General features: G+C 73.8%; 12 protein-coding genes. 2 read left to right on the top strand and 10 right to left on the bottom strand.

What is annotated here, in order from left to right; genetic code table 11:
• Window positions 1–29: 29 nt before the first annotated feature.
• The 8 genes from ABEB13_RS11915 to ABEB13_RS11880 form a co-directional block, all read right to left on the bottom strand.
• A complete protein-coding gene (locus ABEB13_RS11915) occupies window positions 30–1,229 on the bottom strand; it encodes an MFS transporter (RefSeq protein ID WP_345705493.1) in 1,200 nt (399 codons plus the stop codon).
• Window positions 1,230–1,304: 75 nt separating this feature from the next.
• Window positions 1,305–1,730, bottom strand: coding sequence for an RICIN domain-containing protein (locus ABEB13_RS11910; protein WP_345705492.1), 426 nt, complete (start codon window positions 1,728–1,730; stop codon window positions 1,305–1,307).
• Window positions 1,731–1,882: 152 nt separating this feature from the next.
• Window positions 1,883–3,118, bottom strand: a complete 1,236-nt coding sequence (mmsB, locus tag ABEB13_RS11905) for a multiple monosaccharide ABC transporter permease (RefSeq protein WP_345705491.1) — start codon at window positions 3,116–3,118, stop codon at window positions 1,883–1,885.
• Window positions 3,119–3,121: 3 nt separating this feature from the next.
• Complete coding sequence (mmsA, locus tag ABEB13_RS11900) at window positions 3,122–4,684, bottom strand: multiple monosaccharide ABC transporter ATP-binding protein (protein ID WP_345705490.1); 1,563 nt, start codon at window positions 4,682–4,684, stop codon at window positions 3,122–3,124.
• Between the two features lie 99 nt (window positions 4,685–4,783).
• Window positions 4,784–5,845, bottom strand: coding sequence for a multiple monosaccharide ABC transporter substrate-binding protein (chvE, locus tag ABEB13_RS11895; protein WP_345709637.1), 1,062 nt, complete (start codon window positions 5,843–5,845; stop codon window positions 4,784–4,786).
• A 360-nt stretch (window positions 5,846–6,205) separates the two neighbouring features.
• Window positions 6,206–7,528 (bottom strand): MFS transporter, encoded by a 1,323-nt coding sequence (locus tag ABEB13_RS11890; RefSeq protein ID WP_345705489.1) that lies wholly within the window; start codon window positions 7,526–7,528, stop codon window positions 6,206–6,208.
• Window positions 7,525–8,013 (bottom strand): acyl-CoA thioesterase, encoded by a 489-nt coding sequence (locus tag ABEB13_RS11885; protein ID WP_345705488.1) that lies wholly within the window; start codon window positions 8,011–8,013, stop codon window positions 7,525–7,527. Before ABEB13_RS11885 ends, ABEB13_RS11890 begins: the two co-directional genes overlap by 4 nt.
• A 124-nt stretch (window positions 8,014–8,137) precedes the next feature.
• Window positions 8,138–9,169 carry a methyltransferase gene (locus ABEB13_RS11880; RefSeq protein ID WP_345705487.1) on the bottom strand — a complete coding sequence of 344 codons (1,032 nt, stop codon included), beginning with the start codon at window positions 9,167–9,169 and terminating at the stop codon, window positions 8,138–8,140.
• A 309-nt stretch (window positions 9,170–9,478) separates the two neighbouring features.
• On the opposite strand from ABEB13_RS11880, the gene ABEB13_RS11875 reads away from it, so the two are divergent.
• Together ABEB13_RS11875 and ABEB13_RS11870 are read left to right on the top strand one after the other, a co-directional pair.
• Window positions 9,479–10,408 carry a proline iminopeptidase-family hydrolase gene (locus ABEB13_RS11875; RefSeq protein ID WP_345705486.1) on the top strand — a complete coding sequence of 310 codons (930 nt, stop codon included), beginning with the start codon at window positions 9,479–9,481 and terminating at the stop codon, window positions 10,406–10,408.
• Window positions 10,405–11,265, top strand: a complete 861-nt coding sequence (locus ABEB13_RS11870; RefSeq protein ID WP_345705485.1) for an LLM class F420-dependent oxidoreductase — start codon at window positions 10,405–10,407, stop codon at window positions 11,263–11,265. Before ABEB13_RS11875 ends, ABEB13_RS11870 begins: the two co-directional genes overlap by 4 nt.
• A 55-nt stretch (window positions 11,266–11,320) precedes the next feature.
• On the opposite strand, the gene ABEB13_RS11865 is transcribed toward ABEB13_RS11870, so the two are convergent.
• Both ABEB13_RS11865 and ABEB13_RS11860 read right to left on the bottom strand, forming a co-directional pair.
• Entirely contained in the window at window positions 11,321–11,836 is a 516-nt protein-coding gene (locus ABEB13_RS11865) for a GMC oxidoreductase (RefSeq protein WP_345705484.1), read from the bottom strand.
• Window positions 11,833–12,885 (bottom strand): GMC family oxidoreductase, encoded by a 1,053-nt coding sequence (locus tag ABEB13_RS11860; protein WP_345705483.1) that lies wholly within the window; start codon window positions 12,883–12,885, stop codon window positions 11,833–11,835. The genes ABEB13_RS11865 and ABEB13_RS11860 overlap by 4 nt, the downstream gene beginning before the upstream one ends.
• Window positions 12,886–12,896 lie beyond the last annotated feature (11 nt).

Here is a 12,896-nt window from a genome sequence, read left to right as displayed (position 1 = left end):
GCGCGGTGCGTGGCCGCCGCCCGGGGGCGTCAGGCCGCGGGGGCCGGGCGGCGGACGAGGTGGAGGCAGGCCAGCGCGGCGAGCAGGGTCATGCAGCAGATGAACGCCACCCCGGCGTCCTCCAGCCCGAGCGGCCCGGTGAGGACGCCGATGCCGATCACCGGGATCGAGATGCCCAGGTAGGCCACCACGAACAGCGAGGACAGCGACCCGGCGCGGTCCTCGGCCGGTGCGGCCGCCGCCACGGCGCCGACCGACCCGCGCAGCGACATGCCCTGGCCCGTCCCGCCGACCAGTGCGCTCAGCACCAGCAGGAGGAGGGTCTCGCCCAGCAGGGCGCCGCCCAGCAGGGCCAGCCCCGCGATCAGCGTCGCGCAGCCCAGCGGCAGGGCCCGTCGGACGCCGATCCGGCCCGCCACCAGCTGACCCGCCGTCGAGGCGAGGAACGCGGCGCAGACGATCAGCCCGACGATCGCGCGGTTGTGCACGTCCAGGGTCTGGGCCAGGAACGCCGGTGACACCGAGGTGAACACCCCGAGCAGGGAGAAGCCGGTGAAGGCCGCCAGCGAGGCCGGGACGAAGACCTTCCGGACGGGCGGCGGCAGGCTGGGGCGTTGCGGGCGGAAGGACCGGACGGGCCGGCGCCCGGTGACCGACTCCGGCAGCCGGAACACCACCGCGGCCGCGGTGGCGACCAGCACCAGGTGCACCACGAACGGCAGGACCAGCGGCCGCGGCGCGTACTGCGCCAGCAGCCCGGAGAGCAGCGGGCCGAGGCCGAGGCCGCCCATGTTGGCCGCGGTGGCGGCGAACGCCGCCCGCGACTCCTTGCCGCGCGGCGCCAGTTCCATCACGTAGGCCGTCGCGGTACCGGTGAACAGGCCCGCGGACAGGCCCGACAGGAACCGCCCGAGGTAGAGCAGCGGCAGCCCGCCCTCCAGCAGGAAGCAGGCGGCACTGAGCGCGGCGAGCCCCAGGCCGGTGAGCAGCACCGGGCGCCGGCCCACCGTGTCGGAGACGTTGCCGGCGATCAGCAGCGCCCCGATGACGCCGAAGGCGTACACCGCGAAGACCACCGTGACGATCAGCTCGGAGAAGCCGAGCTGCTCCTGGTAGAGCCCGTACAGCGGGGTGGGCAGTGTCGTCCCGGCCATGCAGACGGCGAAGGCGCCCGCAGCGCCCAGATAGGCGGTCGAGCGGGCCGGCCGGACGTACTGACGATCACTCATCCGTCCACGCTAAGTGCTGCCGCTCCCCGGCGTGGGGATTCCGCCCGGCCTGCCGGGCGCCCCGGGGCCGGAGCCTCAGGCCGGTTCCAGCCGCCACCACTGCGCGGGGGTGTCCGCGTCCTCCTGCTGGCGGACGGAGCCGTCCGCGCCGCCCTCCATGGCCTTGCCGCTGATGATGGCGATCACGGTGAAGGTGCCCGGTGCGTCCACGTGCTGCTCGAACAGCCACTCCTGGGCGCCGAAGGCGTTCGCCGACCACTGCTGGATCGGCGCGCCGTCGTCCGTCCGGGCGCCCATGACGTCCAGCCGCTTGCCGCTGGCGGCGTTGTCCAGGTGGTACAGGCTCGCGCCCGGGTGGACGGCCGCCACCCGCCAGACCTGGGCGTCGGTGCCGTCGTCCGCCGCGTGTCCGGCCTTCGCCCCGCTGCCGGCCCGCCCGCCGGGGATCTCCAGCAGCAGGCCGCTGCCGACGTTGCGCAGCCGGTACCGGCCGTCCGCCACCGGACCGAGGCGCGCCGCGCCCGACCGTGTCCTGCCCATCGCCCCGGCCCCCGTCGTCGCCGCCGATCGTCCGCCACCACGCTACGCGCCCGGACCGACAGCACGGCTCCGCCCGGCGCGGAGCACCGGGCGGAGCCGTGGGAGCGGCAGGGTCAGGAGCCGACCTTGCGCTTGTTCCAGACGTCGAAGCCGACCGCGGCGAGCAGCACCAGGCCCTTGATGACCTGCTGGTAGTCGGTGCCGACGCCGACCAGCGACATGCCGTTGTTGAGGACGCCCAGCACCAGGCCGCCGATGATGGCGCCGAGCACGGTGCCCACGCCGCCGGAGGCGGAGGCGCCGCCGATGAAGGCGGCCGCGATCGCCTCCAGCTCGAAGTTGATGCCGGCCTGCGGGGTACCGGCGTTGAGCCGGGCCGCGAAGACCAGGCCGGCGAGTGCGGCCAGCACGCCCATGTTGACGAAGGCGAGGAACACCACCCGCTTGCTCTTCACACCGGACAGCTTCGCGGCCGGCTCGTTGCCGCCGATCGCGTAGGTGTGCCGGCCGATGATCGAGTTGCGCATCAGGTAGCCGAAGCCGACCAGCAGCACGCCGAGGATCAGCAGCACGATCGGCGCGCCGTGGTAGCTGGCGAGCAGCATCGTGAAGACCAGCACGGCGGCGGTGATCGCGGCGAGCTTGGCCAGGAAGAAGCCGAGCGGCAGCAGTTCCAGCCCGTACGAGGCGGACTGGCGGCGGCCGCGGATCTCCTGGAGCACGGCGATCGCCAGCACGCCCAGGCCCAGCAGCAGGGTCAGGTTGTGGTAGTTGGTGTGCGGTCCGACCTCGGGCAGGAAGCCGCTGCTGATCTTCTGGAAGCCCTTGGGGAACGGCGCGATCGACTGGCCCTGCAGCAGGATCTGGGTGCCGCCGCGGAACAGCAGCATCCCGGCCAGGGTGACGATGAACGACGGGATGCCGATGTAGGCGATCCAGAAGCCCTGCCAGGCGCCGGCCGCGGCCCCGATCAGCAGCGCGGCCGCGACCGCCAGCGGCCACGGCACCTGGTGCTTCACCATCATCACGGCGGCGGCGGCGCCGACGAACGCGGCCAGCGAGCCGACCGACAGGTCGATGTGCCCGGCGATGATGACGATCATCATGCCGATCGCCAGGATGAGGATGTAGCCGTTCTGCTGGATCAGGTTGGTGATGTTCAGCGGCTTGAGCAGCGTGCCGTCCGTCCAGATCTGGAACAGCACGACGATCAGCGCGAGCGCGACCAGCATGCCGTACTGGCGGACGTTGCCGCGCAGGGCCCGGGCCAGCAGGGTGCCGACGGACGGGCCCTGGGCGGGCCGGGCCGGCTCGGCCGGGGGCTTCGGGGTGGTCTCGGTCTGGGCCATGCCTTACACCTGCTCGGTTCGGGATGCGGGGATCTGCGGGGCGCCGCCCACGGTCATCAGGCGCATGAGGGACTCCTGGGTCGCCTCGGCGCGGGCCACCTCACCGGTGACCCGTCCCTCGGCCATCGTGTAGATGCGGTCGCACAGGCCGAGGAGTTCGGGGAGTTCGGAGGAGATGACGAGCACCGCCCGGCCCTCGGCGGCCAGGTCGGCGATCACCTGGTAGATCTCCGCCTTGGCGCCGATGTCGATGCCGCGGGTCGGCTCGTCGAGGATCAGCACCTGCGGGCCGGCGAAGATCCACTTGCTGAGGACGACCTTCTGCTGGTTGCCGCCGGAGAGCTTGCCGGTCTGCGCGAACACCGACGGCGCCTTGATGTTCATCGTCCGGCGGTACGACTCGGCGACCTTCGCCTCCTCGTGCCGGTTGACGATGCCGCGCCGGGCGACCTTGCCGAGCGCGCTCAGCGAGATGTTCCGGCTGATGTCGTCGATCAGGTTGAGCCCGAGGTGCTTGCGGTCCTCGGTGACGTAGGCGATGCCGTGGCCGATCGCCTCGGGCACCGTCCGGGTGCGCACCTCGGTGCCGTTCACCAGGACCCGGCCGCCGGTGTACCGGCCGTAGGAGCGGCCGAAGACGCTCATCGCGAGCTCGGTGCGGCCGGCGCCCATCAGCCCGGCGACGCCGACGATCTCGCCGCGCCGGACGTTGAGCGAGGCGCCCTCGACGACGTTGCGCTGGTGGTCGATCGGGTGCTGGACCGTCCAGTCCTCGACGGCGAGCGCGATGTCGCCGATCTCCGGGGTCCGCTCGGGGTAGCGGTGCTCCAGGTCGCGGCCGACCATGCCGCGGATGATCCGGTCCTCGGCGATCCCGTCGGCGCCGACCGGGATGGTCTCGATCGTCCGGCCGTCGCGCAGGATGGTGACGGAGTCGGCGACCTGGGCGATCTCGTTCAGCTTGTGCGAGATGACGATGCAGCTGATGCCCTGCGCCTTGAGCTCCAGGATGAGGTCGAGCAGCTTGCGGCTGTCCTCGTCGTTCAGCGCGGCGGTCGGCTCGTCCAGGATGAGCAGCTTGACCTCCTTGGCGAGCGCCTTGGCGATCTCCACCAGCTGCTGCTTGCCGACGCCGATGTCGGCGACCCGGGTCTGCGGGTGCTCGTGCAGGCCGACCCGCGCCAGCAGCGTGCGGGCGTGGGTGAGGGTCCGGTTCCAGCTGATGATGCCGCGGCTGGCGTGCTCGTTGCCGAGGAAGATGTTCTCGGCGATCGAGAGGTACGGCACCAGGGCGAGCTCCTGGTGGATGATCACGATGCCGCGCTGTTCGCTGGCCCGGATGTCCTTGAAGCGGCAGGGCTCGCCCTCGAAGAGGATCTCGCCCTCGTAGCTGCCGTCCGGGTGGACGCCGCTGAGCACCTTCATCAGGGTGGACTTGCCGGCGCCGTTCTCGCCGCAGATCGCGTGGACCTCGCCGGCGGCGACGCTGAGGTTGACGTCGGACAGGGCCTTGACGCCCGGGAACGACTTGCTGATCGAACGCATCTCGAGGACGGGTCCGGCCATGGGGTGCTTTCCGATCTCTGGGGGCGGTGCGGTGCGGACGGCCGTGGTGCCGGCGGTCCGCACCGCACCGCCGGCTCGGTACGGTGCGTTCCGCGGGGGCTACTTGAGCTGGTCGGCGGTGTACTGGCCGCCCTCGACCAGGACCTTGGCGTAGTTGTCCTTGTCCACGCTGACCGGCTGGAGCAGGTAGGCCGGCACGACCTTGACGCCGTTGTTGTACTGCGTGGTGTCGTTGGTCTCGGGCTTGCCGCCGGTCAGCAGGGCGTCGCCCATCTGCACGGCGACCTTGGCGAGTTCGCGGGTGTCCTTGTAGACGGTCTGGGTCTGCTCGCCCGCGATGATCGACTTCACCGAGGCCAGCTCGGCGTCCTGGCCGGTGACGATCGGCAGCGCCTTGCCCGCGGTGCCGTAGCCGACGCCCTTGAGCGAGGAGAGGATGCCGATCGAGATGCCGTCGTAGGGGGACAGCACGGCGTCCACCCGGGCGCTGGTGTACGACTTGCTCAGCAGGTTGTCCATCCGGGACTGGGCGAGGCCGCCGTCCCAGCGCAGCGTGGCGACCTGGTTGAAGGCGGTCTGGCCGCTCTGCACGGAGAGCTTCTTGCTGTCGATGTACGGCTTGAGGACGCTCATCGCGCCGTTGAAGAAGAACTGCGCGTTGTTGTCGTCCGGCGAGCCGGCGAACAGCTCGACGTTGAACGGGCCCTTGCCGTCCTTGAGGCCGAGCTTGTCGGCGATGTAGGTGCCCTGGAGCACGCCGACCTTGAAGTTGTCGAAGGTGGCGTAGTAGTCGACGTTCGCGGTGCCGCGGATCAGGCGGTCGTAGGAGATCACCGGGATGTGGGCGTCGGCGGCCTTCTGCAGGACGTCGGTCAGCGAGGAGCCGTCGATCGCGGCGACCACCAGCAGCTTGGCGCCCTTGGTGATCATGTTCTCGAGCTGCGACACCTGGTTCTCGACGACGTTGTCGCCGTACTGCAGGTCGGTCTTGTAGCCCTTGGCCTGGAACTGCTTGACCATGTTGTCGCCGTCGTTGATCCACCGCTCGGAGGACTTGGTCGGCATGGCGATGCCGACCAGCCCGCCCTTGGCGCCGGTGCCGGCCGACGCGGCGCCGTCGCCGACGCCGTTGGCGCTCTGGCCGCAGGCCGCCAGGGACATCGCGAGACCGGCTGCGGCGAGTGCCGTCGAGAGCTTCCGCACAGTTCCTCCAGTGATTGGCAGCGACCGGGCCTGCACGGGGGCCGTCGGATCGGTCGAGCGGGGGTTCATCGGGCCCGGGGTGCTGGGGTGGCCCCTGGCCTGGCGTTACACGAGTGTTAACGCTCACAGAACGGCCGTCAAGGGGGCCCGGATCACCGTTGGGTCTCGCGTCGGCATAGATATGGAAGTCTCGTGCGGGCGCATTGACGGCCAGACTGTTAGCGTTAACAATCAGCCCCGGGCGGACGTGCCGGCGCCCCCGCTCGGCGGAGCGGGGGCGCCGACGCGCAGGGGCTGCCGTCCGGGGCCGCGGTCTCGTCAGCGGACTCCGCGGATGCGTCGGACCAGCACCGCGCCGAGCAGGCTCAGCCCGGCGGTGACGGCGAACAGTGCCGGGTACCCGCCGAGGCGGGTCACCAGGACGGCGGCGATCACCGGGCCGAGGACGTGCGGCAGTGCGTTGGCGATGCCGATGACGCCGAGGTCCTTGCCGTGGCTGTCCGGATCCGGCAGCACCTCGGTGATCAGCGCCTGGTCGACCGACACGTACACCCCGTAGCCGAGCCCGAACAGCGCGGCCGCCGCGATCGACGTCGGCCAGGACGGCCGGACGGCCAGCAGCAGGGCCCCGGCTGCGATCACCGCCCCGGCCGCCGTCACCGGCGCCCGCCGGCGGCCCGTCCGGTCCGAGACCATGCCGCCGACGAAGGCGGCCAGCACGATCGCGGCCGAGTAGAGGCCGACCAGCACCAGCAGGCCCTGCTCGGCGCGGCGGCCCGGGAAGAGCGTCTCGTAGTGGATCCGGTCGCGCAGGAAGTAGAGGAGGTACAGCGTCCCGGTCGCGTTGCCGAGCTGGATCAGCAGCCGGGTGAGCCAGGCGAGCGCGAAGTCCGGGTGCCTGCGCGGACTCACCCAGAACGCGCGCAGGAACGCCGCCGGGCCCGGCCGGGCCCGCCGCACCGCACCGCCCCCGGCCGGCGCCTCCCGCAGGGCCCGCAGGAACGGCAGCTGGGCGAGCAGCAGGACGGCGCACAGCGCCAGGTAGCCGGCGCCGGTACCGGCCGCCACCCCCGTCACCAGGGCGGTGCCGACCAGCACGGCGAGCGGCTGGGTGGCGCCGACCCACGCGCTGACCAGGCCGCACTGCGCGGCCGGCACCCGGGCCGGCACGACCGCCACCAGCGCCGCCAGTGCGGACCCGATGCCCAGCTGGACGAGGGCCCAGCCGGCCACCAGTCCGGCCACCGTGTGCTGGACGGAGAGCAGCGCCAGGCCGCCCGCGCCGCCCAGGGCGCCCAGGGCCAGCCATGGCCGGCGCCGCCCGAAGCGGGAGGCCGTCCGGTCCGACAGTGCGCCGGCCAGCGGGCCGACGACCAGTGCCACCAGCGCACCGACGCCCGTCACCAGGCCGAGTGCCGCCTCCTTGTGGGCGGGCGCGACCACCTCCAGCTGCCGGGCGAGCAGGACCTGCACGGGTGTGTACAGGGCGGCCCACAGGCCCAGCGAGGCCAGCGCGATGCCGCCGACGAAGCCGCCGCCGACCCGGTCCGGGCCGGCCGGGGCGGTCGCCCGGGCCGGCCGCAGCGGCGCCGGGCGGTGGTCGGTGGACCCGGGGCTCCGCCCGGTGACGGGTCCGTTCACAACAGGGTCTTCGCCACGGTGTGGAACTCCGGTGTCCAGGGGGTCGGCCGAAGGGTGCCGGGGTCGATCCGCACGTGCACCCGGCGGCCCTCGGCGTGCACGGTGCGGCCGTCCGCCGAGAGGACCCGGAAGGCGTACTCCGCGGTGGAGCCGGTCAGCCGGGTGATCCAGAAGTGCACGCCGACCTCGCCGATGCCCCGGATCGGGGCCCGGTAGGAGACGGCGAACTCCGCGACCGCCAGGAAGACGTCCGGGCGGCTGTACGCGCCGTCGGTGAACGTGAAGCCCTGCCGCGCCCAGAAGGCGGTGAGGGCGTGCTCCAGGAAGACCGCGTACCGGGAGTTGTGCACGAAGCCCATCGCGTCGAGATCGTCGAAGTGCGCGAACACCGGCTCCACATGCCCCTGGGGCACGGTGGACTCCGGGCCGTCCGGCCGGGTGGTCGCGGTACGGTCGTCGTTCTCCGGGATTTCCTGACCTGTCATCACATCTCCCTGAGGGGTGGGACGGTGCGACCGTCGGGCCGGACGCGCCGGTGCCCGCGACGGTAGCAGCGGGGCCCGCCGGAGGGCAGCGCTCCGCGTCCGGGCGGCCCGTCGTGGACGGGGCTCACGCGAGGCCCGCCTCGACGATCGACACGGTGCCCGGCGTCGGCAGGGTCCGCAGCAGCCGCAGCCCCGCCCCGGCCAGCAGCACCTCGAACTCCCGCTCCGTGCGCTCCTTGCCGTCGAAGATCGTCATCATCGCGATGTCGTACAGCTTGGCCGGATGCGGGTCGTTGCCCGCCGGCACCACCGCGTCGACGATCAGCAGCCGCGAGTCGGCCGTCATCGCCCGGCGGCAGGCGCGCAGGATGTCCAGGCAGTGCGCGTCGTCCCAGTCGTGCAGCACCCGCTTCAGGACGTACAGGTCGCCGCCGGTGGGCGCGCTGCGGAAGAAGTCGCCCTCGGCGGTCTCCCACCGGCCGGCCACCGCCGGGTCGTCGAGCTGGTGCTTGGCCAGCACGGACGCCTGCTCGTACAGCACACCGCGCAGCCCGGGGTTCCCGGCGAGCACCGTCCGCAGGAAGCCGCCCGGCCCGCCGCCGACGTCCACCACGGTGCCGGTCGCCGGGAACGGGTAGCTGTCGGCGATCCCGCCCTGCTCGATCACCGACAGGTCGGCGATCCCGCGGTCGAACGTCTCCGCCGCCTCCGGATCGCGGTCCAGATGGCCGAACAGCGGCGCGCCGAAGATCTCGTCGAAGACGGTGCGGCCGCGCCGCACGGTGTCCTCCAGCCGCCCCGTCGCGTCCCAGTACATCCGGTCGGTCAGCAGCAGTGCCGTGCTCCGCACGGAGTACGGCACGTCGGTGCGCAGCACGTGCGAGGCCGCCGTGAGGTGGAAGGCGCCCGCCGCGTCCTCGCGGAAGACACCACGGGTGGCGAGGAACCGCAGCACCCGGTGCAGGGACGCGGCGTCCGCCCCGGCCTCCTCGGCCAGCCGGGCGGCGTCCTTCGGGCCGTCCAGCAGCAGGTCCGCCACGCCGAGGCGGACGGCCACCCGCAGGGCCGCCGGATAGAGATAGCCCAGGCAGTCGCCGAGGACCTGCCGGACGGCAGCCCCGATCTCCTCGGGCTCAGGGGGCCTGACCTCGTGCACGGTTCCTCCCGGCGTGGGGCGCGGGCGGCGGCCTCGGGCCGCCGCGAGGGCTCTTCCGGCGGTGCTCCGCCCGCCGGGCGGGCGGCGCGGCGAGGGGCGCGGCCCGGGCACGCCGGCCGACGGCGCGGCGTTCCGCGGTCATCGTGGCAGCGGGCGCTGACCGGACGCTGACGGCAGCCCGACCGCCGCCCCTGCCGCCCGCCGCCCGCCGCCCGCCGCCCGGCGCCGGGGACGCCCGCCGCGCCGTCAGCACGCCGTCAGCACGCGATCCGATGATGGGTCCTCGCGATCGAACGGGGAGGCAGCACGGTGGAGTCGGGGCACGCGCAGCGGACGGCGGCGGGGGAGGGCGTGCTGCACGGCCGCCACGGGCGGACGTGGTACCGCGTGGTCGGCCGGTCGAGCGGCGGGCGGCTCCCGGTGGTGCTGTGCCACGGCGGGCCCGGCCTCACCCATGACTACCTGCTGCCGCTCGCCGCACTGGCCCGCACCGGCCGGGCCTGCGTCCTCTACGACCAGTACGGCAGCGGCAGGTCCGACCACCGGCCGGACGCACCCCGGGAGTTCTGGACACCGGAGCTGTTCGTCGAGGAACTGGCCGAGCTGGTCGACCACCTCGGCATCGCGGACGGCTTCCACCTGCTCGGCCACTCCTGGGGAGGCCTGCTGGCCGTGGAGTCCGCGCTGACCGGGCCGCCCGGCCTGCGGTCCCTGGTGCTGGCCGACGCGTTCGCCTCGTCCGCCACCTACATCGCCGAGGTCGGCCGCCTGCTGGGTGAACTGCCTTCGCCGGCCCGGGAGATCCTCGAACGCCACCGGGCGGGCCTGCCCGTCGACGCGGACGACCACCGGGCGGCGGCGACGGCCTTCAACCGGCGCCACGTCCTGCGCGCCGGGCCGCCGCCGGCGGGGCTGCTGCGCACCATGGCCGCACTCGCCGCGGACCCGACGGTCTACCACGCGATGATGGGGGAGAGCGAGTTCAGCATGACCGGCACGCTGCGCAGCTGGGACGCCACGGCCCGGCTCGGCCGGATCCGCGTCCCCGCGCTGGTCGCCGCGGGACGCCACGACCAGGTCACGCCGCGGGCCGTGGACGAGCTCCACCGCGGGCTGCCGCGGGCCCGCCGGATCGAGTTCGCCGACTCCGGCCACCTGCCGCACCTGGAGGAGCCCGAGGCCTTCCGCGCGGCCGTCGAGGTGTTCCTCGCCGAGGTCGAGGGAACACCGACGGGGTGATCACCTCTCCCGCGATCGGCCTGTTCGGGGCCAACCTGGGCCCGCTCGCCGAGCCCGCCGCCGCCGCCCGGACGGCCCGCCGGGCGGAGGCCCTCGGCTACGAATCGCTGTGGGCCGCCGACCACGTCGTGCTGCCGCGCCCGCGCACGCCCGAGTCCCCGCTGGAGCCGGATCAGCCGCTGCTGGAGCCGGTCGTGGCGCTGACCCACCTCGCGGCCCGTACCGAACGCATCCGGCTGGGCACCGGTGTCGTCGTGCTGCCGCAGCGCAATCCGCTCGTCCTCGCCAAGCAGCTCGCCTCGCTCGACGTGCTCAGCGGCGGCCGGCTGCTCTTCGGCACGGCCGTCGGCTACCTCGAACCTGAGCTGCGGGTGCTCGGCGTGCCGCCGTCCGAGCGCGGCGCCCGCACCGACGAGTACCTGCGGGCGCTCCGCTCGCTCTGGGAGGACGAGCAGCCGGCCTGCCACGGTGCGTTCGTGGACTTCGCGGGGGTGGACGCCCGGCCCCGGCCCGTCCAGCGGCCCCTCCCGGTGATCGTCGGCGGCCACAGCCCGGCCGCCCACCGGCGCGCCGTCCGGTACGGCGACGGCTGGTTCGGGTTCCGGCTGACGGAGCGGCAGACCGCCGACCACCTGCGCGGGCTGGCGAAGGCCGCCGAGGAGGAGGGGCGCACGGGACCGCCGCTGCAGATCACCGTGGCCCCGGCCGGGCCGCTCGACCCGGCGCGGGTGCGGGCGTACCGCGACCTCGGCGTCGACCGCCTGGTCGTGGTGCCGCCCTACGACCCGCCGCTCGCCGTCCTGGCGGACTTCGTCGAACGCAACGCCCCGGAACGGCTCGGCGTCGACCCGCGCTGAGGCCCGCACCGCCCCGCACCGCGCCGGGCCGTTCATCCGGCGGCGGTGCGGACCGTCAGGCGGCGCCGGACCAGGAGGCCCCGTGGTCGGCGGCGATGAACGCCGCCGCCTGCTCCCCGACCATCAGCGCGGGGGCGTGCGTGTTGCCGGTCGTCACCGCGGGGAACACCGAGGCGTCGGCGACCCGCAGCCCGCGGACGCCGTACACCCGCAGCCGCGGGTCCACCACGGCGTCCGCGTCCACCCCCATCCGGCAGGTACCGACCTGGTGGTGGTAGCTGGAGACGCTGCGCCGCACGTACGCGCGCAGCTGCGCGGCGTCCGCCGCCGCCTCCGGCCCCGGGTAGAGCTCGTGCGCTCCCCACTCCGAGCGCAGGACGGGGGCGTTGCCGAGTTCGCGGCAGAGCTCGACCGCGGCGACCAGCCGGTCGACGTCGGCGGCGGTGCGCAGCACCGCCGGGTCGATGAGGAGTTCGTCCTCCGGGTCGGCACCCGTCAGCCGGACGGATCCGCGCGAGGACGGCCGCACCAGCCCGGCCTGGAGGGTGAAGCCGCTGGACGGCCCCGTCATGCCCGGCAGGTACATCGGCACCGGGAAGTGCAGCGGCTGGAGGTCCGGTCCGGCCAGGCCGGGGCCGCTGCGCCAGAACAGGTGGGTCTGTGCCGGGCCGAGGCCGTCGGACGGCCGCCCGGGGAGCGCCCGGTGCCGAACAGCACCGGCACCAGCAGGTGGTCGTGCAGGTTCTCGCCGACCCCGGGCAGGGCGGCGACCACCGGGACGCCGACCGCCTTCAGCCGCGCCGGCTCACCGAGCCCGGAGAGCATCAGCAGCCGCGGCGACTCGATCGCGCCCGCGCTCAGCACCACCTCCGCGCCGGCCGACGCCGACTCGACGCGCCCGTCGCGCACCCACTCCACGCCGGTGCAGCAGTCGCCGTCCAGCAGCAGCCGCCGCACCCGCGCCCCGGTGACCACCGTCAGCCCGGGTACCCCGCCCGGGCGGTCCAGGTACGCCGCCGCGGCGCTCCGGCGCCGGCCGTCGGCGATGGTGAACTGGATCTGCGAAACCCCTTCGGGTCGACCGCAGTTGTAGTCCTCCTGGTGGCCGATGCCGATGCTCTGCGCCGCCGCCAGGAAGGCCTGGTGGATCGGGTCGGGGCGGTAGCGGGTGAGCACCGGCAGCGGGCCGCCGGCGCCGTGCAGCTCGTCGCCGCCGGTGTCGTAGTCCTCGATCCGCCGGAACACCGGCAGCACGTCCTGCCACGACCACCCGGCGTTGCCCAGGTAGGCCCAGTGGTCGTAGTCCAGGGCCGAACCGCGGGCGTAGATCATGGCGTTGAGTGCGCTGGAGCCGCCCAGCACCCGGCCCCGCGGCCAGTGCAGCCGCCGGTCCGCAGCGTCCGGCTGGGGCGCGGTGCGGTAGGCCCAGTCCTCCGGTCCGAACCACAACTCGCCGAAGCGCAGCGGGTCATGGATGGCCGGGTTGGTGTCCGGGCCGCCGGCCTCCAGCAACAGCACCCGCGCGCCGCAGTCCGCGGTGCGCCGGGCGACCGCGCACCCGGCGGAGCCGGCGCCGACCACCACGATGTCGTACCGATTGTTGACGAGTGTCTCGCTCACGGGTCCTTCTC

Source organism: Kitasatospora paranensis (assembly GCF_039544005.1).
Classification (GTDB): domain Bacteria; phylum Actinomycetota; class Actinomycetes; order Streptomycetales; family Streptomycetaceae; genus Kitasatospora; species Kitasatospora paranensis.
The sequence above is the reverse complement of the archived record's forward strand: the minus strand, read 5'-3'. Positions and strand labels throughout refer to the sequence as shown.

Bases quoted from the DNA above. Each gene is read 5' to 3' on its own strand.
- ABEB13_RS11885 (WP_345705488.1), bottom strand. From the start codon at position 8,013: ATGACAGGTCAGGAAATCCCGGAGAACGACGACCGTACCGCGACCACC.
- ABEB13_RS11915 (WP_345705493.1), bottom strand. From the start codon at position 1,229: ATGAGTGATCGTCAGTACGTCCGGCCGGCCCGCTCGACCGCCTATCTG.
- mmsA (WP_345705490.1), bottom strand. From the start codon at position 4,684: ATGGCCGGACCCGTCCTCGAGATGCGTTCGATCAGCAAGTCGTTCCCG.
- chvE (WP_345709637.1), bottom strand. From the start codon at position 5,845: ATGTCCCTGGCGGCCTGCGGCCAGAGCGCCAACGGCGTCGGCGACGGC.
- mmsB (WP_345705491.1), bottom strand. From the start codon at position 3,118: ATGGCCCAGACCGAGACCACCCCGAAGCCCCCGGCCGAGCCGGCCCGG.
- ABEB13_RS11865 (WP_345705484.1), bottom strand. From the start codon at position 11,836: ATGACGGGGCCGTCCAGCGGCTTCACCCTCCAGGCCGGGCTGGTGCGG.